General features: G+C 39.9%; 20 protein-coding genes, 2 rRNA genes and 1 riboswitch. Of the genes, 21 read left to right on the plus strand and 1 reads right to left on the minus strand.

The window, feature by feature from the left end; genetic code table 11:
- The 15 genes from ACIQZA_RS18290 to purD all read left to right on the plus strand — a co-directional run.
- Positions 1-93, plus strand: a 23S ribosomal RNA gene (locus ACIQZA_RS18290); the annotation flags it as partial.
- A 162-nt stretch (positions 94-255) separates the two neighbouring features.
- Positions 256-371 (plus strand): 5S ribosomal RNA (gene rrf / locus ACIQZA_RS18295).
- A gap of 1,176 nt (positions 372-1,547) precedes the next feature.
- Complete coding sequence (locus ACIQZA_RS18300; protein ID WP_323655716.1) at positions 1,548-1,742, plus strand: NETI motif-containing protein; 195 nt, start codon at positions 1,548-1,550, stop codon at positions 1,740-1,742.
- A 92-nt stretch (positions 1,743-1,834) separates the two neighbouring features.
- A riboswitch (purine riboswitch) is annotated at positions 1,835-1,933 on the plus strand.
- Positions 1,934-2,132: 199 nt separating this feature from the next.
- Complete coding sequence (purE, locus tag ACIQZA_RS18305) at positions 2,133-2,621, plus strand: 5-(carboxyamino)imidazole ribonucleotide mutase (RefSeq protein WP_323655715.1); 489 nt, start codon at positions 2,133-2,135, stop codon at positions 2,619-2,621.
- On the plus strand, positions 2,618-3,742 hold the full coding sequence (purK, locus tag ACIQZA_RS18310) for a 5-(carboxyamino)imidazole ribonucleotide synthase (protein ID WP_402883367.1): 1,125 nt from the start codon (positions 2,618-2,620) through the stop codon (positions 3,740-3,742). The genes purE and purK overlap by 4 nt, the downstream gene beginning before the upstream one ends.
- A gap of 13 nt (positions 3,743-3,755) precedes the next feature.
- Positions 3,756-5,051, plus strand: a complete 1,296-nt coding sequence (gene purB / locus ACIQZA_RS18315; protein WP_400939689.1) for an adenylosuccinate lyase — start codon at positions 3,756-3,758, stop codon at positions 5,049-5,051.
- Between the two features lie 261 nt (positions 5,052-5,312).
- The gene (gene purC / locus ACIQZA_RS18320; RefSeq protein ID WP_400939687.1) at positions 5,313-6,023 is read left to right on the plus strand and encodes a phosphoribosylaminoimidazolesuccinocarboxamide synthase; all 711 of its coding nucleotides are present in this window, start codon (positions 5,313-5,315) and stop codon (positions 6,021-6,023) included.
- Between the two features lie 2 nt (positions 6,024-6,025).
- Entirely contained in the window at positions 6,026-6,274 is a 249-nt protein-coding gene (gene purS, locus ACIQZA_RS18325) for a phosphoribosylformylglycinamidine synthase subunit PurS (protein WP_079562648.1), read from the plus strand.
- 2 nt (positions 6,275-6,276) lie between these two features.
- Entirely contained in the window at positions 6,277-6,960 is a 684-nt protein-coding gene (purQ, locus tag ACIQZA_RS18330) for a phosphoribosylformylglycinamidine synthase subunit PurQ (protein ID WP_402883364.1), read from the plus strand.
- A complete protein-coding gene (purL, locus tag ACIQZA_RS18335) occupies positions 6,947-9,181 on the plus strand; it encodes a phosphoribosylformylglycinamidine synthase subunit PurL (RefSeq protein ID WP_402883362.1) in 2,235 nt (744 codons plus the stop codon). The genes purQ and purL overlap by 14 nt, the downstream gene beginning before the upstream one ends.
- Positions 9,157-10,581 carry an amidophosphoribosyltransferase gene (gene purF, locus ACIQZA_RS18340; RefSeq protein ID WP_400939683.1) on the plus strand — a complete coding sequence of 475 codons (1,425 nt, stop codon included), beginning with the start codon at positions 9,157-9,159 and terminating at the stop codon, positions 10,579-10,581. Before purL ends, purF begins: the two co-directional genes overlap by 25 nt.
- 87 nt (positions 10,582-10,668) lie before the next feature.
- The gene (gene purM, locus ACIQZA_RS18345; RefSeq protein WP_402883361.1) at positions 10,669-11,724 is read left to right on the plus strand and encodes a phosphoribosylformylglycinamidine cyclo-ligase; all 1,056 of its coding nucleotides are present in this window, start codon (positions 10,669-10,671) and stop codon (positions 11,722-11,724) included.
- Positions 11,724-12,293, plus strand: coding sequence for a phosphoribosylglycinamide formyltransferase (purN, locus tag ACIQZA_RS18350; RefSeq protein WP_402883360.1), 570 nt, complete (start codon positions 11,724-11,726; stop codon positions 12,291-12,293). The genes purM and purN overlap by 1 nt, the downstream gene beginning before the upstream one ends.
- A 626-nt stretch (positions 12,294-12,919) precedes the next feature.
- The gene (purH, locus tag ACIQZA_RS18355; RefSeq protein WP_402883358.1) at positions 12,920-14,446 is read left to right on the plus strand and encodes a bifunctional phosphoribosylaminoimidazolecarboxamide formyltransferase/IMP cyclohydrolase; all 1,527 of its coding nucleotides are present in this window, start codon (positions 12,920-12,922) and stop codon (positions 14,444-14,446) included.
- Positions 14,447-14,514: 68 nt separating this feature from the next.
- Complete coding sequence (purD, locus tag ACIQZA_RS18360; protein ID WP_402883357.1) at positions 14,515-15,771, plus strand: phosphoribosylamine--glycine ligase; 1,257 nt, start codon at positions 14,515-14,517, stop codon at positions 15,769-15,771.
- A gap of 650 nt (positions 15,772-16,421) precedes the next feature.
- Here the strand turns inward: purD and ACIQZA_RS18365 are convergent.
- Complete coding sequence (locus ACIQZA_RS18365) at positions 16,422-16,865, minus strand: YgaP-like transmembrane domain (protein WP_402883356.1); 444 nt, start codon at positions 16,863-16,865, stop codon at positions 16,422-16,424.
- A 201-nt stretch (positions 16,866-17,066) separates the two neighbouring features.
- On the opposite strand from ACIQZA_RS18365, the gene ACIQZA_RS18370 reads away from it, so the two are divergent.
- The 6 genes from ACIQZA_RS18370 (at position 17,067) to ligA (ending at position 25,335) form a co-directional block, all read left to right on the plus strand.
- The gene (locus ACIQZA_RS18370; protein WP_402883355.1) at positions 17,067-18,788 is read left to right on the plus strand and encodes an adenine deaminase C-terminal domain-containing protein; all 1,722 of its coding nucleotides are present in this window, start codon (positions 17,067-17,069) and stop codon (positions 18,786-18,788) included.
- A 49-nt stretch (positions 18,789-18,837) separates the two neighbouring features.
- A complete protein-coding gene (locus ACIQZA_RS18375; protein ID WP_142510097.1) occupies positions 18,838-19,893 on the plus strand; it encodes a DUF3048 domain-containing protein in 1,056 nt (351 codons plus the stop codon).
- A gap of 15 nt (positions 19,894-19,908) precedes the next feature.
- Positions 19,909-20,229 (plus strand): YerC/YecD family TrpR-related protein, encoded by a 321-nt coding sequence (locus ACIQZA_RS18380; RefSeq protein ID WP_004225717.1) that lies wholly within the window; start codon positions 19,909-19,911, stop codon positions 20,227-20,229.
- A 110-nt stretch (positions 20,230-20,339) separates the two neighbouring features.
- Entirely contained in the window at positions 20,340-21,029 is a 690-nt protein-coding gene (gene pcrB, locus ACIQZA_RS18385) for a heptaprenylglyceryl phosphate synthase (RefSeq protein WP_402883351.1), read from the plus strand.
- 32 nt (positions 21,030-21,061) lie between these two features.
- On the plus strand, positions 21,062-23,314 hold the full coding sequence (gene pcrA / locus ACIQZA_RS18390; RefSeq protein WP_402883349.1) for a DNA helicase PcrA: 2,253 nt from the start codon (positions 21,062-21,064) through the stop codon (positions 23,312-23,314).
- A 14-nt stretch (positions 23,315-23,328) separates the two neighbouring features.
- Positions 23,329-25,335 carry an NAD-dependent DNA ligase LigA gene (gene ligA / locus ACIQZA_RS18395; protein ID WP_400939666.1) on the plus strand — a complete coding sequence of 669 codons (2,007 nt, stop codon included), beginning with the start codon at positions 23,329-23,331 and terminating at the stop codon, positions 25,333-25,335.
- Positions 25,336-25,454: the final 119 nt, after the last annotated feature.

Raw genomic sequence — 25,454 nt, forward strand, 5'->3', positions numbered from 1 at the left:
GATCCCTCAAAGACGATGAGGTAGATAGGTTCGAGGTGGAAGTGTGGTGACACATGGAGCTGACGAATACTAATCGATCGAGGACTTAACCAAAACGTTTGAAACATTCAATGCACCGTTTATCCAGTTTTGAAAGAATAATTCTTTCAAGGGTTTCAAGATACGAGTAGTTCGAGGAAGCGTACTCAAGTACGTGACTGACTGAACGACAGAAGCTGACGAAGAAATACGATGTATATTGAAAGCCGACAATAGTCTAGTGATGATGGCAAAGAGGTCACACCCGTTCCCATACCGAACACGGAAGTTAAGCTCTTTAGCGCCGATGGTAGTTGGGGGCTTCCCCCTGTGAGAGTAGGACGTCGCTAGGCACCTAGAAAAGTCGAGGATTTATTCCTCGGCTTTTTTGTTTTATAAAATAAAAGTAAAATGATATACTCATTTTTAAATTTACATAATGAATGATGCTGTATAATGAATGAACTAATCGACATATCCTCCTAAAAAAACGAGCAAAGTTTGTGGAATGTATCGGGGGGGAAACACATATGTGCCCGTAAAAACAAAAACGATTGATAGAATTAACGAACAGGAGGATAGAGCGCCATCAAGAGAGATTTTTACAACTTGCTGGAATGTCTAAATATTGTTCAAAGAGTAAAGTCGGACGAGCTTTTATTAGCGAATTTTAAATTGAAATTAGATCTATAACCACATCTTGCTTTAATAAGGGAGGAATTAAAAAATGAGGCGTAACATTTTTTTACTATATCAATATTTTCCTTAATGATTTTCATTCTTTATGTTTGGCTATGATTCATCAAAATGGTATGGTAGTTTTTTTAATTTCCTTTATGATCTAAGTATATTTACGCCATTTGTGTAGGAGGATTAGGAATAATTAGCGCAATTTTGGGTATTAAAGGCGATATTCGTAGGGTTTTAATTGTACTCAATGCTTTTTTAATGTTCCTGTTCCTGGGTGCATATTTAATTGGAATCTATGGATTTCAAAATCCTTAATAAAGAACTGCAGTTTATTTTTCTGCAGTTCTTTTAATTTGTCTTCCATTAGTAACAATAAAAATATAATTCCTTGTTAATAGCTAGTCACCAAAAGTTGAGAATGATATTTATTAAGCGGAGAGTGGGCGACTTTTTTGGGAATAGCAATAAAGGAACGAAGGCTAAAAGCATCACGTCCTGTGATAACGCCTTCGTGACCAACATCATGTTGGCCCGAGACCATGGAGCGAGCAAGCTGAGGAAAGAAGGCTAAAAATATCACATCCTATAATAACGCCTTCGTGACCAACATCGTGCCGATGTCGTTATGTTGCACTACGCTTTCGCATAAAACATTTGTTGGCCCAAGCGGCTCATCGGACGCCCCCCAGGAAAGTGCCTAGTCGGAACGAAAATCAACTTCACGTTTTGGCGAAGAGCATTTTATTAATACATCATACATACTAAAGGAACAAACTAAAGGTATAATGGAATTCATACAAGGGAAAACAATTGGAAACAAGATTGAAAGGAAGAAAGATTTGGGAAAAAAACAAATTTGGTATGAAGTAGAAGAAAACGAGTCAATTGAAGATTGTTTGGCAAGAATGCGTCGAGATGGTTATATGGCAGTGGGAAGAAAAGAAGAACCGATTTTTCACTTAGTCAATGGAGAACCAACGTATTTGCGTCAAAAAATACAATTCAAAGCAATGTTATGGCAAGATTCCGAGTAATTCTTGCTTAAATCCGAACATTTATAAAAGACCAAAATAAAATGTTCGCATTTTTGGTTGACTACAATGGAATGACTTGTTAAAATATGAGAAGGAAAAACAAATAAATCCCACATATATGCTAGAGGATTGGCTCTAGTGTCTCTACCCGGCACCGTAAATGCTGGACTATGCGGGAAAGCACTTTTGGCATGTTACGGGAAGGTTTATGTGCAGAAATGTACATTTGCATATTCTTTTCATAATAAGTCCTCAAGTAAACTGCTTTCACGTGTATGGTAGGGAGTAGTTTATTTGAGGATTTTCTTTGTTATAAAAAGAAAAAGTAAGGAATTGTAGTAGCTATAAAATATTTGATCATTTTTCTAACGTTAAAAAGGAGCGACAATCATGAATCCGAAAATCGGTGTCATTATGGGGAGTTCAAGTGACTGGGAAACAATGAAATATGCATGTGATATTTTAGATGAATTACAGGTACCGTACGAGAAAAAAGTTGTATCTGCACATCGTACTCCCGATTTAATGTTTGAGTATGCAGAATCAGCACGTGAGCGAGGTATTCAAGTAATTATTGCTGGTGCAGGTGGAGCTGCGCATTTACCTGGAATGGTAGCAGCTAAAACAACGTTACCGGTAATCGGTGTACCTGTGCAATCACGTGCTCTTAACGGTCTTGATTCTTTATTATCAATCGTTCAAATGCCTGGCGGTGTACCTGTAGCAACAGTAGCGATTGGCAAAGCGGGAGCGACGAATGCAGGCTTGCTAGCAGCGCAAATTTTATCGACAACAGATGCAGAGCTTGCTAATAAACTAGATGCTAGACGTGAAGCCACGAAGCAACAAGTATTGGAAAGCACAGGTGACTTAGTGTGACAAAGATAATTTATCCCGGGCAGACGATAGGCATTATCGGAGGAGGTCAGCTTGGCCGTATGATGGCACTTGCTGCTAAAGAAGCAGGCTTTAAAATCGCCGTTCTTGAACCATCAATGGATTCACCAGGTGGACAGGTTGCGGATGTACTTATTGTAGCCCCGTATGATGATGAGTCAGCTTTAGAAGAACTTGCAGAGGTAAGTGACGTTATAACGTATGAATTTGAAAATATCGATTATGAAGGCTTAAAACGTTTAACACAAATGGCTTACGTCCCACAAGGAGCAGAGCTAGTACGCATCACACAAGACCGTGTGACAGAGAAAGAAGCGATAGTGAACGCGGGTTGTCCAGTAGCCCCTTATTTGGTGGTAAATACATATGAAGAATTACTAGCCAATATTGATAGGATTAGTTATCCTTGTATAGTCAAAACAGCAAGAGGTGGCTATGATGGCAAGGGGCAGCAGCTTTTAAAATCTACAGAAGACCTACCGTTAGCAAAAGGGCTTTTCTCTCATTCACAATGTATTGTTGAGGGATATGTATCTTTCGTTAAAGAGGTGTCTGTCATTGTTCAAAGAAACGGGAATGGTGAATCATATTGTCAGCCAGTTGGAGAAAATATTCATGTTCATCAAATTTTACATGAAACGATCGTACCAGCTCGTATAAAAGAGGAAACATCACTGTCTGCAGAACGAGAAGCCTTGAAAATTGCTGATTATCTAAATTTAGTAGGGACATTAGCTGTAGAAATGTTTGTATTAGAAGATGGTGGAATCGTTATAAATGAATTAGCACCAAGACCTCATAATTCAGGTCACTATTCTATAGAAGCATGTAACGTTTCACAGTTCCATCAGCATATACGTGCAGTTTGTGGTTGGCCATTATGTAAACCACAACTTTGGGCACCATCTATTATGGTAAATGTTTTAGGGCAGCATGTCATGCCACTTAGTAACTCAATTGCTAAATATCCTGAATGGTCTATACATCTTTATGGGAAAGCTGAAGCTAAGGTAAACCGTAAGATGGGCCACGTAACGATTATGACAAAAAACTTAGAAGAAACACTACAACAAATCGAGAGTTCTGGCATTTGGTCAGAATAGAAGGAGAAACGCAATGATCGAACGTTACACAAGACCCGAAATGGGCGCAATTTGGACAGAACAAAATAAATATCAAGCTTGGTTAGAAGTTGAAATTTTAGCATGTGAGGCTTGGGCAGAAATCGGAGACATCCCAAAAGAGGATGTAGCTAAAATTCGTGAAAATGCTTCATTTGATGTTAATCGCATTTTAGAGATTGAGAAAGAAACACGTCATGATGTTGTAGCATTTACTCGTGCCGTTTCTGAGACACTTGGTGAAGAGCGAAAATGGGTGCACTATGGTTTAACTTCTACGGACGTAGTTGATACAGCCCTTTCTTATATAATTAAACAAGCGAATGATATTTTACGCAAAGACATCGTGAATTTCATTGATATTATTGCAGCAAAAGCGAAAGAGCATAAGCATACGGTTATGATGGGACGTACACATGGTGTTCATGCTGAGCCAACAACTTTCGGTTTAAAACTTGGTTTATGGTATGAAGAAATGAAGCGTAACCTAGAACGCTTTGAAGCAGCAGCAAAAGTAATTGAAACAGGAAAAATGTCTGGAGCAGTTGGAACATATGCCAATATCGATCCTAAAGTTGAGCAATATGTATGCGATAAACTAGGCCTTGCAGCATCACCTATTTCAACTCAAACATTACAACGCGATCGTCATGCGCAATATTTAGGTGCGTTGGCATTAATCGCAACATCAATTGAGAAATTTGCAACAGAGATTCGCGGCTTGCAAAAATCAGAAACGCGTGAAGTGGAGGAAGCATTTGCAAAAGGTCAAAAAGGCTCGTCAGCAATGCCTCATAAACGTAATCCAATCGGTTCTGAAAACATGGTTGGTATGTCACGTTTAATGCGTGGCTATATGGTAACGGCTTATGAAAACGTAGCATTATGGCATGAGCGTGATATTTCACATTCATCTGCAGAGCGCGTTATTTTACCGGATGCAACGATTACACTTAACTATATGTTAAATCGCTTCGGTAACATAGTGAAAAACTTAACAGTATTCCCTGAAAACATGAAACGTAATATGGGTCGCACTTTTGGTCTAATTTATTCTCAACGTATCTTATTAGCACTGATTGATAAAGGGTTAGTGCGTGAGGAAGCGTATGATACAGTACAACCTTTAGCGATGCAGGCATGGGACGAGCAAGTTCAGTTCCGTACGTTAGTCGATGCAAGTGAAAAAATTACATCGTATTTAACGAAGGAAGAGCTAGATGAATGCTTCGACTACAACTACCATTTACAACATGTAGATATGATTTTTGAACGTCTTGGACTTAACTAAAATTTACCTTCATTCAGCAACTGAATGAAGATTAAGCCTCCGGCGGATGTCACGGATATTGAAAAGAATGAATTGTGCCAGCACAATTCAAAATCCGGACGCTTTGTTTATCTGCGCGAAAGCAAAGCGACAGCTACAATTACGCTAAGGCGAAATTGATTGAGTAGAGTCACTTGCGGTTGTTACAGAATTGAATCGTATACGTACGTTTCAATTCTGAACAATACGCGTGTATTTCATAATATCAGGGGGAGTAACGAAATGACTAAAGGTCAACTTTTGTATGAAGGTAAAGCAAAAAAATTGTACACAACAGAGGAGCCTAATGTGTTACTCGTTGAATACAAGGATAGTGCAACAGCGTTTAATGGTGAGAAAAAAGAAGAAATTGAAGGCAAAGGCGTATTAAATAATCGCATTACATCTTTAATTTTCGAAAAATTACAAGCAAACGGAATTGCGTCACATTTCGTAAAACAATTATCTGATACGCAGCAGCTTGTAAAAAAGGTAGATATTATTCCAATTGAAGTCGTAGTTCGCAATATAGCGGCGGGTAGCTTAGCGAAACGTCTTGGCTTTGAGGAAGGTACACCATTAAAACGCCCAATCGTTGAATTTTATTATAAAGACGATGAGCTAGGCGATCCGCTCATTACAACGGAGCATATTGACGTACTTGATCTTGCAACACCTGAGGAAGTGATAGCCATTTATGATGGTGCACTTGTAGTGAACAAAGTTTTACAGCCTATTTTTGCAGATGTCAACGTTACATTAATTGACTTTAAATTAGAGTTCGGACGTGACAATGACGGAAATGTACTATTGGCAGATGAAATATCACCAGATACATGCAGACTTTGGGATGCAACTACAAAGCAAAAGTTAGACAAAGATGTCTTTCGTAGAGACCTTGGTAATTTAACTGAAGTTTATACTATTATACTTTCTAGACTCGGAGGCAAATAACAATGAAAAAAGTTAAAATTTACGTGACATTACGTGAGAGCATTCTTGATCCACAAGGTTCAGCTGTACAAGGTTCTTTAGTGAAAATGGGTTACGCTGAAGTAGAAGATTTACGAATCGGTAAATATCTTGAACTAGCAATTAAAGATACAGAACGTGATATTGATACTCTAGTAAAAGAAATGTGTGAAAAGGTTTTAACTAACGTTGTAATCGAAGACTATCGCTACGAAGTCGAGGAGGCTAACTAATCATGAAATTCGCAGTACTCGTTTTCCCTGGGTCAAACTGTGATATCGATATGTATCATGCGATTAAAGACGAGCTAGGTGAAGAAGTAGAATATGTATGGCATACAGCAACAGATTTAAGTGGCTTTGATGGCATTTTAGTACCGGGAGGCTTCTCGTACGGGGACTATCTTCGCTGTGGTGCGATGGCCAACCAATCTAATATTATGGCAGAGGTTAAGAAGGCAGCAGATGCTGGTAAGCCGGTATTGGGAGTATGTAATGGCTTCCAAATCTTAACTGAAGCAGGCTTATTACCAGGCGCATTACTTCGTAATAAAAATTTGAAATTCATGTGCCGTACAATCCCGCTTAAAGTTGAAAACAATAATACATTATTCACAAACCAATATGAGCTAGGTCAAATAATCAATATTCCAATCGCTCACGGTGAAGGTAACTACTACTGTGACGAGGAAACTTTACAACAATTAAAAGATAACAATCAAATCGTGTTCACATATTCAGGCGAAAATCCAAACGGTTCTTTAGAAGATATCGCAGGGATTACAAACGAGCGTGGCAATGTACTAGGGATGATGCCTCACCCAGAGCGAGCTGTTGATGCACTGGTGGGCGGAGCAGACGGTCTGGCAGTATTTAAATCAATTGTGAAGCAGTGGAGGGAAAATCATGTCAACAACTAAGTTTGAGCCAACAGCACAGCAAATTAAAGAGCAAAAGCTATACGCTGGTATGGGGATGTCAGACGAAGAATTTGCAATGGTAGAAGGTATTTTAGGACGTCTACCAAACTGGACAGAGACAGGTCTTTTCTCCGTAATGTGGTCTGAGCACTGCTCATACAAAAATTCAAAACCAGTGTTACGTAAATTCCCTACAAAGGGTCCACAAGTTTTACAAGGTCCAGGTGAAGGTGCTGGTATCGTAGATATTGGCGACGAACAAGCAGTTGTATTTAAAATGGAATCACATAACCACCCATCAGCAATTGAGCCTTATCAAGGTGCTGCTACAGGAGTTGGTGGTATTATCCGTGACGTTTTCTCAATGGGTGCACGTCCAATTGCGATGCTAAACTCACTACGCTTTGGCGAATTAAAATCAGCACGTGGTAAATATTTATTTGAAGAAGTAGTTGCTGGTATCGCAGGTTACGGTAACTGTATCGGGATTCCTACAGTCGGTGGCGAAATTCAATTCGATCCTTGCTATGAAGGCAACCCACTAGTGAATGCAATGTGTGTAGGTTTAATCGACCACAAAGATATTCAACGTGGAATCGCGGCTGGTGTAGGGAATACAGTTATGTATGTGGGCGCTAAAACAGGCCGTGACGGTATCCATGGTGCAACATTTGCATCTGAAGAGTTAACAGAAGAATCTGAGAACCAACGTCCAGCAGTTCAAGTAGGTGATCCATTTATGGAGAAACTTTTACTTGAAGCATGTTTAGAAGTTGTAAAATCTGACGCGCTAGTAGGTATTCAAGATATGGGTGCTGCTGGTCTTACGTCTTCATCAGCAGAAATGGCTTCTAAGGCTGGCTCTGGTGTAGAAATGAACTTAGACTTAGTACCTCAACGTGAGACAGGCATGACAGCATATGAAATGATGCTATCTGAATCTCAGGAGCGTATGCTACTTGTTGTGAAAAAAGGTCGCGAAGATGAAATTAAAGCGATTTTCGATAAATATGACTTAGATGCTGTGGCAATTGGTCGCGTGACGGATGATAAAATGCTACGCCTATTACATAATGGCGAAGTTGTAGCTGAAGTATCTGCTGATGCACTTGCAGAAGATGCACCAGTTTATCATAAACCATTTGCAGAGCCTGCTTACTATGCTGAGTTCCAAGCGATGGAAAACACAGAACCAGTGGTAACAGATTACAAAGAAACATTAAATGCACTTTTAAAAGCACCAACAGTTGCTTCAAAAGAGTGGGTTTACGATCAATATGATTATCAAGTTCGTACATCAACAGTCGTTGCACCAGGTTCTGATGCAGCCGTGATCCGCGTTCGCGGTACGAACAAAGGATTAGCGATGACTACTGACTGTAACTCTCGTTATATTTTCCTAGATCCAGAGGTAGGCGGTGCCATTGCTGTAGCAGAGGCAGCTCGTAATATCGTGGCAACTGGTGGTACACCATTAGCAATTACTGACTGCTTAAACTTTGGTAATCCTGAGAAACCAGAAATCTTCTGGCAAATTGAAAAATCAGCTGATGGTATTTCAGCGGCTTGTACAGCATTGAATTCACCAGTAATCGGCGGTAACGTCTCTCTTTATAACGAGCGTTCTGGCGAAGCGGTTTACCCAACACCAACAATCGGTATGGTTGGACTAATTGAAGATTTAGCACATGTGACAACTCAAGAAGTAAAGGTTGCTGGTGATGTAGTATTTGTGATCGGCGATACAAAAACTGAGTTCGGTGGTTCGGAGCTTCAAAAACTATTAAATAATGGGGTTATTTCAGGGAAAGCACCAGCAATTGACCTACAAATTGAAGCCGCACGTCAAGAAGCATTGCTTAAAGCGATTAAAGCAGGAATCGTACAATCTGCACATGATGTAGCAGAAGGCGGTCTTGCAGTAGCGCTTGCTGAAACAACATTTGGCGCACATGGCTTAGGTCTTGATGTAACATTAACAGGCTCTGCTACAACAGCATTATTCAGTGAAACACAATCTCGTTTTGTTGTAACAGTGAAAGAAGAAAATGTAGCTGCATTTGTAGAAATTGTAAAAGACGCAATGAAAATCGGTGTTGTAACAAACGATGCGCTTGTTAAAATCGACGGTGACAACGGTGTGCTTGTAGAAGGTACAGTGGAGGAATTCCGTTCTAATTGGAAAGGAGCAATCCCATGCTTGCTGAACTCAGAGGCTTAAACGAAGAATGTGGGGTGTTTGGTATTTGGGGTAACTCAAATCCAGCACACCTTAGTTATTACGGGCTTCATGCTCTTCAACACCGTGGCCAAGAAGGCGCTGGGATCGTAGTTTCTGACGGTCAGCATCTTCGCGCGGTGAAAGGCGAAGGACTAGTTAATGATGTTTTCAACGAAGAGAAATTAAAGGCAGTGGACGGAAAAGCAGCAATTGCCCATGTCCGTTATACGACTGCTGGAGGGGGCGGTATTGAAAATGTACAGCCGTTATTATTTCACTCCTCAACTGGTAGCCTTTCAATTGCTCATAACGGTAATTTAGTCAATGCCACGCACTTAAAACAGTATTTAGAGCGTCAAGGTAGTATTTTCCATTCCAGCTCCGATACTGAAGTGCTAGCACATCTTATTAAGAAAAGCTCGCATTCACCATTCCGTGCGAAGGTGAAAAATGCCCTATCTTTATTAAAGGGCGCGTATTCGGTCTTAATTATGACTAAAGATGAAATGCTTGTTGCACGTGATCCACATGGTTTACGTCCATTATCTCTTGGGAAGCTAGGAGATGGCTGGGTTGTAGCTTCTGAAACTTGTGCATTTGATTTAATAGGTGCAGAATTTGTTCGATCTGTTGAACCTGGTGAGTTATTAATTATTAACGATGAGGGTGTAAAATCTGATCGTTTTGTAGATATGGATAAACGTGCAATGTGCGCGATGGAGTACGTTTATTTAGCACGTCCCGATTCTGATATTGATGGTATTAACGTCCACATGGCGCGTAAACGTATGGGCAAACAGCTTGCTCGAGAATGTGCACATATTGGAGCGGATGTTGTAACAGGTGTCCCTGATTCAAGTATTTCAGCAGCAATCGGCTTTGCAGAGGAAAGTGGCATTCCGTATGAGCTAGGTCTTATTAAAAATCGTTATGTAGGTCGTACATTTATCCAACCAACACAGGAATTACGTGAACGCGGTGTGAAAATGAAGCTTTCTCCTGTTGTTCAAGTCGTAAAGGATAAACGTGTAGTGATGGTGGACGATTCAATCGTTCGCGGTACAACTTCAAGACGTATTGTAAAAATGTTAAAAGATGCAGGGGCGGCAGAAGTACATGTTGTCATTTCTTCACCACCGATGACGGATCCTTGCTATTACGGTATTGATACTTCCACACATGAAGAATTGATTGCATCTAGCCACAATGTAGATGCAATCCGGGATGCTATAGGAGCCGATTCCCTAACATTCCTTTCCGTTGAAGGTATGGTGGAGACGATTGCAAGACCATATGAAGATGAAAACCGTGGATTATGCCTAGCGTGCTTTACAGGTAAATATCCTACAGAAATTTTCCCAGATACAATCTTACCACATGAAAAAGAACTATTACGTTAAGAAAAACATCTAAACACGTCTAGCTATAAATGATAAATCTAGATTCAGATGTGCCAAGGCGATTTGGATGATAAGGAGGAACTCTGCGTGTCAAAAGCATATGAACAAGCAGGTGTAAATATAGAAGCAGGCTACGAAGCCGTAAAACGAATGAAGTCTCACGTTGAACGAACAAACCGTCTAGGTGTGATGGGCACGTTTGGTGGTTTTGGCGGTATGTTTGACTTGTCAGAACTAAATCTTAAGGAACCTGTTCTTATTTCAGGTACAGATGGCGTTGGGACAAAACTAAAGCTAGCGTTTATGGTGGGCAAGCACGACACGATTGGTGTGGACTGTGTAGCGATGTGTGTCAATGATATCGTAGCGCAAGGGGCTGAACCATTGTATTTTTTAGATTATGTAGCCCTTGGCAAGGCAGAGCCAGCGAAAATTGAGCAAATCGTAAAGGGCGTTGCAGATGGCTGTGTGCAATCCGGTGCGGCATTAATCGGTGGAGAAACTGCAGAAATGCCAGGTCTTTACGAAGAAGATGAGTATGATTTAGCTGGTTTTGCGGTAGGAGCTTGTGAAAAATCAGCCATCGTAACAGGTGAGAAAATCGTAGAGGGTGACGTGCTTGTTGGTATTGCTTCAAGTGGGGTGCATTCAAACGGTTACTCATTAGTACGAAAAATTGTTTTTGCAGATAATCATTACGCTGTTGATTCGATTGTGGAAGGCTACGAAAATCTTGGTCCTATAGGGGAAGCCTTGTTAGTGCCAACAAAATTATATGCAAGACCTGTACTTGCAGCTTTAAAAGCAGCAGACGTTCATGGCTGTGCCCATGTAACTGGCGGTGGTTTTTATGAAAACCTACCACGTATGATGCCAGAAGGTTTAGCAACTGAAATTAACTTAGGTTCTTGGCCTGTCTTACGTATTTTTGAGTTTTTAAAAGAAAAAGGCCAGTTAGAGGACAAGGATTTATATAATGTCTTTAACATGGGGATTGGCTTCGTGTTAGCTGTACCTGCAGATGAAGTAGATAAAGTACTTGCTACAGTAGAAGCAAATGGTGAAAAAGCATACAAAATCGGTCGCGTTGTGAAAGGCGAGGGTGTTGTATTCAATGGCTCACATGATGGGAGTTTAGTGTAATGACTGCACCAACTAAAATTGCCGTTTTTGCTTCAGGTAGCGGCAGTAACTTTCAAGCTATTCAAGAGGCAATTGAACGTGGTGAACTACATGCAAAGATCGAACTTGTTGTCACAGACAAGCCTAGTGCATTTGTAGTGACACGTGCTGAGAACTATAGTATTCCGGTGCTAGCTTTAAGTCCGAAAGAGTTTTCTTCAAAAGCAGATTATGAGACTGCTATTATCGAGGCACTCCATAAATGTCATGTAGAATGGATTGTGCTTGCAGGTTATATGCGCTTAATTAGTGAAGTATTACTAACTGCATACCCACAGCGCATCGTGAATATTCACCCTTCACTATTACCGGCTTTCCCTGGTAAGGATGCCATTGGTCAAGCAATGGAACACGGAGTCAAAATAACAGGTGTAACCGTCCATTTTGTAGATGAAGGTATGGACACAGGACCTATTATTGCTCAATCGGCAGTTCAAGTTGTTGAAGGTGATCGTGAGGCAACAGAAACGGCCATTCATAAGGAAGAGCATGAACTTTATACAAAAGCTTTACAGCAATTATTAAAGTAATTCAGTGGTGAGGAGTTTGGTCTTCTGGAACAATACAGCCAACTCTACTCTAACAATAATAGCAAGACATATTCGTGGCAAACACGATAAAAATTGGTTTATCACCAAAAGTTGTGGGTGACTTTTGTTAAAACGTCTACTATGTAAATAAGTTGATGGGAGTGGAGGCTGGACGACTCCTTGGGGATTAGCGATAGAGGAACGAAGGCTAAAAGTATCACATCCTGTGATAACGAATTCGTGACCAACATCGTGCTGCTGCCGCTTCGTTGGCACTACGCTTTCGCGCAAAAGACATCTGTTGGCCCGAGACCCTGGAGCGAGCAAATAGGGGAACGAAGGCTAAAAGCATCACGCCCTGTGATAACGCCTTCGTCGCTACGTTACACTACGCTTTCGCACAAAAAACATCCTGTTGCCCCAAGCGGCTCATCGGACGCCCCCAGGAAGTTTTGCTCTGTAGCGAAAGTGAAGCGTCAGCAACAAATGTTTTCTGTAGCGAAAGCGAAGCGTCAGCTACAAATGTTTTCTGTGCGAAAGCGAAGCGGCAGCAACAAAGCGCCCAGCCGGAACAGAAATCAACCACACGTTTTGGTGATGAACCTAAAAATTAGGAGGATATTGTTGTGACAAAACGTGCATTAATCAGTGTTTCCAATAAAGATGGTATTTTAGAATTTGCAAAGGAACTAGTAGCGTTAGGTTATGAAATTTTATCAACTGGTGGTACGAAAAAAATGTTACAAGACAATAATGTTGCCGTAACAGCAGTAGATGAAGTAACTAAATTCCCTGAAATTTTAGATGGTCGTGTAAAAACTTTAAATCCAATGATTCACGGTGGACTATTAGGAAAGTTTGACGATGCTTCTCATCAAGCACAAATGAATGAGCATGGAATTGAGCCAATTGAGATTGTTTGTGTCAATCTTTACCCGTTTGTTGAAACAATTTCAAAGCCTAATGTAACATGGGATGACGCTATCGAAAATATTGATATTGGTGGTCCAACAATGTTACGTTCTGCAGCAAAAAACCATCAATACGTAACAGTAATTGTGGATAGCAATGACTATGCGAACGTATTAGAGGAGCTTAAAGCTAATGGTACAACGACAATTGAAACACGTCGTAAGTTAGCTGCAAAAGTTTTCCGTCACACAGCCGCTTATGATTCATATATATCAAACTACTTAACAGAAGAAGAGTTCCCAGAGAGCTTAACAATGACATATGAATTAAAACAAAACTTACGCTATGGTGAAAATCCTCATCAAAAAGCAGCATTCTATCAAAAGCGACTAGGCTCAGATTTTTCATTAGCTTATGCTACGCAATTACATGGTAAAGAATTATCATACAACAATATTCAAGACGGGAATGCCGCATTGCAAATTGTCAAAGAGTTTAAAATGCCTGCAGCAGTAGCTGTAAAGCACATGAACCCTTGTGGTGTTGGAACGGGCGCAACATTAGAAGAAGCGTTTGATAAAGCGTATGAAGCAGATCCAACATCTATTTTCGGTGGTATTATTGCTTTAAATATGGAAGTAGACGCAGCAACTGCTGAAAAATTAAGCCATATCTTTTTAGAAATTATCATTGCACCTGCTTTCTCTCAAGGAGCACTTGATATTTTAACGAAGAAGAAAAATATTCGCTTATTAACAATTCCTTTTGAGCAAGCAAAACAAGACAAATTCAATGTTGTATCAGTTGAAGGTGGTCTTCTTGTACAAGAACCAGATCGCCACGGCTTTTCTAATGCAGATATTAAAGTTGTTACAGACCGTGAACCGACAGCACAAGAATGGGAAGCATTACAGCTTGGCTGGGCAGTTGTGAAGCACGTTAAATCTAATGCAATCGTCGTTACAGATTCTCAAATGACACTTGGCGTTGGTGCTGGTCAAATGAACCGTGTTGGCGCAGCTAAAATCGCATTTGAGCAAGCAGGCGAAAAAGCAAAAGGTGCAGCACTAGCTTCAGATGCATTCTTCCCAATGAGCGATACTGTTGAAGCAGCTGCAGCGGCTGGTATTACAGCCATTATTCAACCTGGTGGCTCTATCAAAGATCAGGATTCAATCGATAAAGCAAATGAATACGGCATTGCGATGGTATTCACTGGCGTACGTCATTTCAAGCACTAAAATATTCGAAAACTAGACCGAGATGGGCAACATCTCGGTTTTACGCACAAAGAGGAGGATTCCCTAAAATGAAAGTAATGGTCATTGGAAGCGGCGGTCGAGAGCATGCTATCGCCAAACAATTTAGTATGTCACCATCTGTTAATAAAGTATTTGTAGCACCTGGTAATGATGGCATGAAAAGCGATGCAGAAATCGTTGCTATTGATACTATGGATTTTGCAGGTCTTGCACAATTTGCAAAGGAAAATGCAGTAGATTTAACCTTTGTAGGACCTGAGCAACCACTTGCGGAAGGCATAGTGGATTTCTTTACTGCTATTGGTTTACGAGTATTTGGTCCAACAAAGGCAGCTGCACAAATCGAGAGCAGTAAATCATATGCGAAAGAAATGATGAATAAATACAATATCCCAACTGCTGCCCATGAAACGTTTACTGAAGCTGCGAAGGCTATTACATATATTAAAGAGCAAGGTGCACCAATCGTTATCAAAGCAGACGGCTTGGCAGCTGGTAAAGGTGTAGTTGTAGCAATGACCGAAGATGAAGCAATTGAAGCTGTAGAGGATATGATTGGGAACCAACGTTTTGGTGAGTCCTCTTCTCGAGTTGTCATTGAAGAATTCCTAGACGGGGAAGAATTCTCCTTTATGTCCTTTGTCCATAAAGGCCAGATTTATCCAATGGTGATTGCTCAAGACCATAAACGTGCTTATGACGGCGATCAAGGACCAAATACAGGGGGTATGGGAGCTTATTCGCCAGTACCTCAAATCTCTCAAGAAGTAGTGGATGATGCATATAAAACGATAGTTGAACCGACCGTGAAAGGTATGGAGGCAGATGGTGTATCGTTTACCGGAATTTTATATGCAGGTTTGATATTAACGAAAAATGGTCCAAAAGTGATTGAGTTTAATGCACGCTTTGGAGATCCTGAAACGCAAGTAGTTTTACCACGTATGGCATCCGATTTTGGCGCATTTATGACTGCATTGATGGATGAAAAGCCATTTGATTTGCAATGGTCTGAAGAAGCAATGCTAGGTGTAGTAATCGCCGCTGAAGGCTATCCAGGGGAGGTTGAAAAAGGAAATGCATTACCTAACCTAGAGGCTCTTTCAGCTTCACACGCGGTATTCCATGCAGGCACAAAGCTTGTAGATGAGAACTTTGTTGGTAATGGTGGCCGAGTTTTATTAGTTGGAGCAAAAGCATCTACTTTACAAGAAGCACAAGAAAAAGTATACGCTGGCATTGCAACTGAAAAATGGGACAATTTCTTCTATCGCAAAGATATCGGCTGGCGTACGTTTAAGTAGTGACTGATTAAATGATAAAAGTTATAGACGACAATTGTTAAAATATATGCTAGGTATATAAGTTGATTGGAGTGTCACAGATGAGTCTTTGGAGCAAAGCGATTAAAGGAGCGAGAGCTAAAAGCATCAAGTCCTGTTCTGACGCTTTGCTGTCTCACCAACAACATCTGTTGCCTTGAAGCCCAAGGAAAGCTCCTAGTAGGAACGGAAATAACTCGTTGTGGTAATATGTGATACGTGATTTTTTGGTCCATATCTTAATTTAGAGATGACACTTTGTTAAAACGTATGCTATGCAAATAGTTGATTGTAGTGGAGGCTGGGCGACTCCTCGGGGATCAGCGATAGAGGAACGAAGGCTAAAAGCATCACGTCCTGTGATAACGCCTTCGTGACCAACTTCGTGTTGGCCCGAGACCCTGCAGCGAAGCGAAGCGGCTCATCGAACGCCCCCAGGAAGCTCTGCTCTGTGCGAAAGCGAAGCGGCAGCAACAAAGCGCCCAGCCGGAACGGAAATCAACCCCTCGCTATGATGATGGTCACTATAATTAAATATTTAAATCATGCTGTGAAACTTCTTATTGTTTTCAAACGTATGAATGAAAAGGATGAGAGCCGTCTCAACAATACAGTTGAGACGGCTCCTTTGACTAAGAAGGATTTTGTGCTTTAGTTGTAGAATTTTTACTTTCTGAGGAATGTTGATTTGAAGTGCTGGAGTCAGATTGCTTTGATGCAGTTGCGTTTGATCCTGACGTATTTCCAGATATAGCAGAGGAGAAATCCTTCATGAGTTTATCGATTTGTTCAGATGACATAGAATTTTGGCCGCTGAACATACTTTGCATAGAAGAGTTGCTGGTGCTATTGTTGTTGCTCATAGTACTCTCCAGACTAGAGCCCAGTAAAGCTTTGGTTGGGCAATACTTAAAGATACCTTCAGCCATTTTCAAGGCACCAAATGCAATCATCAATCGACCTTTCGTACATTCAGGATTTCTTGAGACTTTAGCGATACCGAATGCCGTTAAACCTGCCCCCATGGCAAAGCGACAAAAGGCATTTTTTTCGCTTAAATTCGATTCTTGCATCATAATTATTTCCTCCTTTAGTCATTGTGGGAAAAATAAAGCGGGGTGCACTTTGTTTTATGAAAGTGCTGTGTTACGATTGAAACAAGATGATTGCATAAAGCATTAATTTCATAAAAAATTGCGTTTATGCAGTAGTAGTATGTGATTTCGCGTAGGATTTACACAATGAAATTTTACGTAATTTAGGAAGGGGCGAATAGAATGGATCCAGTATGGAAAATTACAGAATTACGTCAGCAATTAGCAGTAATTGATGGAAAAAAAGCACCGGATATTGTATTAACAAATGCACGTTATTTACATAGCATGCTCAAACAATGGATAGTAGGGAACATTTGGATTTTAGGAGATCGTATTGTCTATGCTGGTGATAGAATGCCTCCGTTATTAGAAGGGACAGAAGTGGTTGATTGTACGAATAAAACAATTGTACCGGGATATATTGAGCCACATGTTCATCCGTTCCAGTTATACCATCCGCAATCCTTTGCTGATTTTTGTGGTCAGCTAGGAACTACAACTTTTATTTCAGATAATTTAAGCTTCGTTTTATCTTTAGAAAATAAGAAAGCGTTTTCAATACTAGATGATTTGAAAAAGCTACCGTTTTCATTTTATTGGTGGACTCGTTTTGATTCGCAAACTGAAATGGAACAGGAGGAAGAGATTTTTTCTAATACGTCCATTTTAGAATGGTTAGAACGTGATGATGTTTTACTTGGAGGAGAATTAACGGGCTGGCCAAGGTTGTTACATGGGGATGACCAAATGCTCTATCGTATGCAAATGGCTAAGGGCTACGGGAAAAAAATAGAAGGGCATTTCCCTGGAGCATCAGAACGAACTTTAGCACGAATGAAGCTACTTGGTGCAGATGGTGATCATGAAGCTATGACAGTGGAAGAAGTAGAGCGACGTATTATGCAAGGATATGCTGTAACGCTACGTCATTCTTCAATTCGTCCAGACCTCCCTGATTTATTAAAGGGAATAGTTGAAAAAGAGCTACCTATTTTTGATCATTTAATGATGACAACAGATGGCTCACCACCTTCTTTCCATGAGGATGGTGTAATGGATAAATGTATTCAAGTAGCTTTAGATGCAGGTGTAGCACCGATAGATGCTTATCAAATGGCTTCTTATAATGTTGCACGCTATTATAATATGTCCAACTTACATGGCTTTATCGCAACGGGTCGATTTGCTTCCCTAAATATTTTACAAGACGAATGGCACCCAGTTCCTGAAAGTGTATTATCGAAGGGTGTATGGTTAAAACGTGATGGTGAACAAGTGCAGAAACTTGCGACAATAGATTATTCAGCGTTACCTGCATTTGACTTAGATTTTTCATTAACGTCTCATGATTTTCAATTCTCGATGCCGTTTGGAATTGAGTTAGTCAATGATGTTATTACGAAACCATATAACTCATTCATTACTAGAGAAGGGCAGCTTGCAGATCATGATGAATGTTATTTAATGCTTATGAATAGAGACGGTAATTGGCATGTTAACACGATGATTAAAGGTTTTGCTACTAGTGTTCAAGGGTTTGCCTCATCTTATTCGAATACAGGCGATATTTTACTGATCGGAAAAAATAAAGACGATATGATTAAAGCCTTTGAGGAAATGAAGGCAATGCGTGGTGGTATTGTCCTTGTTGAAAAAGGCGAGGTAATTGCTGCTGTTCCTTTAACAATTGGCGGTCTTTTATATGATGGAGATGTGAAGGAGCTAGCAGAAAAAGAGAAGTTCTTAAAACAAGCATTAGCGGAACGTGGTTACCACTTAGGAGACGCAGTTTACTCTTTACTATTCTTACAATCGACACATTTACCATATATCCGTATTACGCCAAAAGGGATTTTTGATGTTATGAAGAATAAGTTATTATTACCAGCAGTGATGCGTTAATTGAAGTTTCCCTATGGTAGATGTAATTGATAAAAGGAGAGTAATGCTTGTGTTCAAATCGAAGAAACTATTTATCGCAATGGCTTTTAGCACCTTACTGATAGGAGGATGTTCAAAAGATTCGTCAGAAGTAAAGAAAGATGATACGAGCAAAGTTGACGATGGAACTGCTATTGAAGAGCCAGTTAAAGAAGGAGCGTTTGTTGCTCCGTTAACAGGTGAAGCTGTGAAGGAAGAAATTACGCAGCGTCCAATTATTGTTACAGTTAATAATCACCCGAAAGCACGTCCACAATCAGGAATAGAAGCGGCAGATATTATTTATGAAATGCTAGCAGAAGGCAATGTTACACGTTTATTAGCAGTTTATCAAAGTGAACTGCCAGAAAATGTAGGACCTGTTCGTAGTGCTCGATCTTATTTTGTGGATCTTGCGAAAGGCTATGGTGCATTTTACGTAGCACATGGTTATAGCCCAGAGGCAAAATCGATGCTTACTAATAATGTAGTCGACAATATAAATGGTATGGATTATGATGGCACACTTTTTAAACGTTCAAAAGACCGTGTTGCTCCACACAACTCGTATATTACGTCTGAAAGTATATTAAATGGAGCGAAAAAAGTGGGCGCTTCAATGAGTTACCATGAAAAAGTACATGAGGCTTTTTATGAACCCGATGAACGTGGTAAAATAGGCAATGAAACAAGTCGAGTTGACATTTACTACGGAAATAGTGAGTATTTCCATAATTCGTATTTGTATGATAAGCAAAGTAATCGTTATGGACGACAATCGGCTGGCGTTGACACAAAGGATATGTTAACAGGCGACACATTATCATTTTCAAATGTGCTATTTTTTGAAATGAAACATCGAACGATTGATAATGAGGGGCGCCAAGAAATTGATTTAACTTCTGGTGGAAATGCGTATGTATTTCAAAATGGCTATATGAGAGAAGTCAAATGGGCTAATATTGATGGAATACCAATGGCTGTAGAAGAGTCTGGGGAGCTTGTGAAGCTAGTACCAGGGAAGTCTTGGGTAAATTTCGTACCAATTTCACCAGGGTTACAAGCAATGGTGAAAACGCAGCCTTAAAGGGAGGAAGATTGCATGCAAATCGAAAAAATTCGAGGGCATCAAACAGATCAATTATTTAAAGCAGTGTTAGAGTTGAAAGACATCGAAGAATGTTATAAATTTTTTGATGATTTATGTACGATTAGTGAAATTCAATCGCTGGCACAACGCTTTGAGGTCGCGCATTTACTACGTTTAAAGAAAACCTACGAATCTATTAAGAAGGAAACAGGTGCAAGTACAGCAACTATTTCACGTGTACGTCGTTGCTTTGATTACGGGAATGATACATATGATGAAATGTTAGGTCGTTTGTATCCAGATGAAAAGCCGTTTCAAGCACCAAAAGAATAGTAGGTAAAAGGGCTGGGTAGAGTTATTACCCAGTCTTTTTCATTTTTTTGTAGACAGTCATAAGCTATACTTGTAAACGAATAGATTGAAAATGATAGGTGGTAAAATAGATGGATTATTTAGAATGGAGACATGTGTTCAAGCTAGACCCAGCTAAAGATATTTCAGATGAGGCACTAGAAAAAATTTGTGAATCAGGTACAGATGTTATTATAGTTGGCGGAACAGACGGTGTAACTTTAGATGGTGTATTAGATTTACTTGTTCGTGTAAGACGCTTTGAAGTGCCAATAGCGCTTGAAATTTCTGCGATTGATTCAGTAACACCAGGCTATGACTATTATTTCATTCCAACCGTGTTGAATAGTGATGATCCAAAGTGGATTAAAAATTTACACCATGAAGCAATTAAAGAATATGGAGATATTATGATATGGGATGAATTAGTCGCTGAAGGCTATTGTATTTTAAACCCGAATTGTAAAGTAGCTGAAGTAACGAATGCGAAAACGGATTTATCCATTGATGATGTTGTTGCTTTCGCACGTATGGCTGAAAATTTCTTTAGACTACCTGTATTTTATGTAGAGTATAGCGGTACTTATGGCGATATTGAGGTTGTAAGTGCTGTGAAAAATGAACTGAAAAATACGCGACTGTTTTACGGTGGCGGCATTACATCTGCTCAGCAAGCAGCAGAAATGGCAAAATATGCAGATACAGTAGTAGTTGGTAATATTATATACGAAGATTTAAAAGCTGCACTTGCGACTGTTAAGGCTGTAAAAAATACGATATAATTTAAGAACAAACGTTTGTAAGGCGGTGCGAAATGGAGCAGTTAACGAAAAACTTATTAGCAGGTATGAACCCTGAGCAGGAAAATGCGGTTAAAACAACTGAGGGACCGCTTCTCATTATGGCGGGTGCTGGATCAGGGAAGACACGTGTATTGACACATCGTATAGCATACTTAGTAATCGAAAAAGAAGTATACCCATCAAAGATTTTAGCTATCACATTTACAAATAAAGCTGCACGTGAAATGCGTGAGCGTATAGATGGCATACTAGGTAACGGAACTGGCGAAAGTATGTGGGTATCGACATTCCACTCAATGTGTGTGCGTATTTTGCGACGCAATATTGATCAGCTTGGGATATCACGTAACTTTTCAATTTTAGATTCTACTGATCAGCTATCAGTTATTAAAAATGTTATGAAGGATGAAAATATTGATACGAAGCGTTTTGAACCTCGTGCGATTTTAAATGCGATTAGTTCAGCAAAAAACGAATGTAAAACTGCGGACGATTATGCAGGTCAAATCAATGAAAATAATCCTTACGAAAAAACGATTGCCCGTGTTTATAAAGGTTATGAAAAAAGACTACGCCGCAATCAGTCACTCGATTTTGATGATTTAATTATGACAACTATTACATTATTCAATCGTGTACCAGAAGTGCTTGAATACTATCAAAATAAATTCCAATATATTCATGTAGATGAATATCAAGATACAAATAAATCTCAATATTTACTCGTTCAGTTGCTTGCCAAGAAATTTAAAAATATTTGTGTTGTAGGGGATTCCGACCAATCGATTTATCGTTGGCGTGGTGCAGATATTGGCAATATTCTTTCATTCGAAAAGGATTATCCAAATGCTAAGGCCATTATGCTTGAGCAAAATTATCGTTCAACACAACGCATCCTACAAGCGGCAAACGACGTCATTCAAAATAATACAACACGTTATCCAAAAGAACTGCGTACAGAAAATGCAGAAGGTGAAAAAATCGTGTTGTACAAAGCTTATAACGAGCAAGAGGAAGCGCAATTCGTTGTACAAACAATCCAACAGCTTATTCAAAAAGATAATCGTTCATTTGATGACTTTGCGATATTATATCGTACAAATGCTCAGTCCCGTGTGATGGAGGAAGTGCTCGTTAAGTCCAATATGGCTTATCAAATAGTTGGTGGTACTAAGTTCTATGATCGTAAAGAGATTAAGGATTTACTTGCCTACTTGCGCCTTATTGCCAATAATGATGATGATTTATCACTCGCACGTATTATTAATGAGCCAAAGCGTAGTATCGGTGCAACTTCCTTTGAAAAAATGGCGCGCTATGCGATTGAACAGGAGCGCTCTATTTTTGATGCTATGAATGATCTTGTATTCATGGGTCTTTCAGGGAAGGCTGCTAATTCAGCTGAGCAATTTTATGCAATGATTAAAGGCTTTACAGAGATGCAAGAATATTTATCGGTGACAGAAATTGTAGAGCAGGTCATTGACAAATCTGGTTATCGAGCAATGCTACAAAATGAAAAGACGATTGAAGCAGAAAGCCGCTTAGAAAATATTGAAGAGTTTTTATCAGTAACAAAGGCTTTTGAAGAGCGCAGTGAAGATAAAAGCTTAATTGCCTTTTTAACAGATTTAGCGCTAATTGCAGATATTGATGCACTTGATAAAGATGACACATCAAAGGGCAACATTATTTTGATGACGATGCATGCTGCAAAGGGCTTAGAATTCCCTATCGTCTTTATCATTGGAATGGAGGAAAATATTTTCCCACATTCTCGTTCACTTGATGATATGGATGAAATGGAAGAAGAAAGACGATTGATGTATGTCGGCGTGACGCGGGCCGAGGAACGTTTATATTTAACGAGTGCACAAAGCCGTACGATTTTTGGTCGTTCTAGCTATAATAATGTTTCTCGTTTCTTAGGTGAAATTTCAGAAGATATTACAGAATCAATATCCAAAGGTGGTTCGAAGCCTGAGGTTCCGTTTGCCTCAAGTAATCGTTCTACAAGTGGCTATCAAAAACGTACACTTGGAGCGGTTCAGAAAACACAGCATGCAACTGCTCGTTTACAAACAACAGGTGGTGACCAATTTGGCTGGAAGGCTGGAGACAAAGCGATCCATAAAAAATGGGGAACAGGTATGGTTGTTAGTGTAAAAGGTGAGGGTGATAGTACAGAGCTAGATATTGCCTTTCCACAACCTATTGGTATTAAGCGATTACTAGCACAATTTGCACCTATTGAAAAAGGGTAAGCGGAGGAACTTAAATGAACGAAATTGAACAGCGCGTTGTGGAGTTAAATAAATTATTACACGAATACGGTCATGCCTATTACGTGTTGGATAAACCTGTCGTAGCAGATAGTGTTTATGACCAATTATTACATGAGCTTATTGCATTAGAGGAAGCGAATCCGTCGCTTATTTACCCAGATTCACCTACGCAGCGTGTTGGCGGAGCAGTGGTAGAAGGCTTTAAGAAAGTGACTCATGATTATCCGATGCTAAGTCTATCAAACGCTTTTAATGAAGAAGACTTACGTGAATTTGACCGTAAAGTACGTCAAGCAATCGGTGATAACTTTTCCTATGTTTGTGAGTTGAAAATTGATGGTCTTGCCATTTCATTAAAATACGAAAATGGTGTTTTTGTACAAGGAGCAACGCGAGGAGACGGTGTTGTAGGGGAAGATATTACAGCAAATTTAAAAACGATTCGAGCAATACCTCTTCGATTGAAGGAACCACTTACAATTGAAGTACGTGGCGAGGCGTATATGCCTAAAAAATCATTTGACAAATTGAATACCCTTCGTACTGAAAATGGAGAAGAATTATTTGCTAATCCGAGAAATGCGGCTGCTGGTTCTTTACGCCAGTTAGATCCTAAAATAGCAGCGAGTCGTCAGCTATCAACCTTTATTTATGCAATTGGAGGAGATGGCGAGGCATATGGTATTGACGGTCATGCAGAGATGCTCGATTATTTAGAGGGACTAGGCTTCCCATCAAACAAAGAGCGTCAACGCTGCTCAACGATTGAAGAAGTACTAGCCTTTATCGAAAAGTGGACTGAAAGCCGTCCGAATTTAGCCTATGAAATTGACGGTATTGTTATTAAGGTGGATCGCTATGCGCAACAGGATGAGCTTGGTTATACAGCAAAGAGTCCACGTTGGGCAATTGCCTATAAATTCCCTGCTGAAGAAGTAGTGACAACATTACTTGATATTGATTTAACGGTTGGGCGTACAGGTGTTGTTACTCCAACTGCTATTTTAACGCCTGTTCAAGTGGCAGGTACAACAGTTCAACGTGCGTCATTACACAATGAGGATTTAATTCGAGAGAAAGATATTCGACTAGGAGATACTGTCATTATCCGAAAAGCCGGAGATATTATTCCTCAAGTTGTAGGTGTAATACTGGAGCAGCGCCCTGAGGACTCAGTGCCATATGTAATGCCAGAACATTGTCCAGTTTGTGATAGCGAGCTTATTCGTATTGAAGGAGAAGTGGCATTACGTTGTGTAAATCCAGCATGCTTTGCACAAATTGCGGAGAGCATTAAATATTTCGTATCGCGTAATGCTATGAATATTGACGGTCTTGGTGATAAAGTCGTTGAGCAATTATTACGTGCAGATTTAATTCATGATATCTCTGATTTGTATCACTTAACTGTAGAACAGCTTGTCGAGCTTGAGCGTATGGGAGAAAAATCAGCGACGAATTTAGTCAGTGCCATTCAGGCCTCCAAAGAAAATTCAATGGAGCGTTTACTAATTGGATTAGGGATACGACATGTTGGTGAAAAAGCAGCAAAAATTGTTTCAGAGGAGTTTGAAACGATGGAAGCGGTGATGGTAGCAACAGAGGAGCAACTAGTGGCGATTCATGAAATCGGCGATAAAATGGCTTCATCGCTTGTCGAGTATTTTTCAAATGAGGATGCTCGTGCAGTCATTGGGCGCCTTGCTGAAGTAGGCGTCAATATGACGTATAAAGGTAAAAAAATAGAAGTAGCTATAGGGGATAATCCTTTTGCGGGTAAAACAATCGTATTAACTGGTAAACTTGAGCAATTGACACGTAACGAAGCAAAGGCGAAAATAGAAGAGTTAGGTGGTATTGTTACAGGTAGTGTCAGCAAAAAAACTGACCTTGTCATTGCAGGAGCAGAAGCGGGTTCTAAACTAGAAAAAGCCGAGCAATTAGGTATTGAAGTTTGGAATGAAGACAGCCTGATCGAACAACTTAACCTCGTCCAATAAAGGATAGTAGTGAAGGTAAGTATGATGAATTGTCCTAGCCACTTGGTGGAACGTAGAGGCATTTTATAAATGTCTCTACGTTCCACAGGTAGGGTATGAACAATTCGTCGAGCACAATT

Origin of the sequence: Lysinibacillus sp. NPDC096382, assembly GCF_044762845.1 — a bacterium.
In the GTDB taxonomy this organism is placed as follows: domain Bacteria; phylum Bacillota; class Bacilli; order Bacillales_A; family Planococcaceae; genus Lysinibacillus.

Excerpts from the sequence above, each read along its gene's own strand:
- purE (WP_323655715.1), top strand. The coding sequence starts at position 2,133 with ATGAATCCGAAAATCGGTGTCATTATGGGGAGTTCAAGTGACTGGGAA.
- purB (WP_400939689.1), top strand. The coding sequence starts at position 3,756 with ATGATCGAACGTTACACAAGACCCGAAATGGGCGCAATTTGGACAGAA.
- purC (WP_400939687.1), top strand. The coding sequence starts at position 5,313 with ATGACTAAAGGTCAACTTTTGTATGAAGGTAAAGCAAAAAAATTGTAC.
- purS (WP_079562648.1), top strand. The coding sequence starts at position 6,026 with ATGAAAAAAGTTAAAATTTACGTGACATTACGTGAGAGCATTCTTGAT.
- purQ (WP_402883364.1), top strand. The coding sequence starts at position 6,277 with ATGAAATTCGCAGTACTCGTTTTCCCTGGGTCAAACTGTGATATCGAT.
- purL (WP_402883362.1), top strand. The coding sequence starts at position 6,947 with ATGTCAACAACTAAGTTTGAGCCAACAGCACAGCAAATTAAAGAGCAA.
- purF (WP_400939683.1), top strand. The coding sequence starts at position 9,157 with ATGCTTGCTGAACTCAGAGGCTTAAACGAAGAATGTGGGGTGTTTGGT.
- purN (WP_402883360.1), top strand. The coding sequence starts at position 11,724 with ATGACTGCACCAACTAAAATTGCCGTTTTTGCTTCAGGTAGCGGCAGT.
- purD (WP_402883357.1), top strand. The coding sequence starts at position 14,515 with ATGAAAGTAATGGTCATTGGAAGCGGCGGTCGAGAGCATGCTATCGCC.
- ACIQZA_RS18365 (WP_402883356.1), bottom strand. The coding sequence starts at position 16,865 with ATGATGCAAGAATCGAATTTAAGCGAAAAAAATGCCTTTTGTCGCTTT.
- ACIQZA_RS18370 (WP_402883355.1), top strand. The coding sequence starts at position 17,067 with ATGGATCCAGTATGGAAAATTACAGAATTACGTCAGCAATTAGCAGTA.
- ACIQZA_RS18380 (WP_004225717.1), top strand. The coding sequence starts at position 19,909 with ATGCAAATCGAAAAAATTCGAGGGCATCAAACAGATCAATTATTTAAA.
- pcrB (WP_402883351.1), top strand. The coding sequence starts at position 20,340 with ATGGATTATTTAGAATGGAGACATGTGTTCAAGCTAGACCCAGCTAAA.
- pcrA (WP_402883349.1), top strand. The coding sequence starts at position 21,062 with ATGGAGCAGTTAACGAAAAACTTATTAGCAGGTATGAACCCTGAGCAG.
- ligA (WP_400939666.1), top strand. The coding sequence starts at position 23,329 with ATGAACGAAATTGAACAGCGCGTTGTGGAGTTAAATAAATTATTACAC.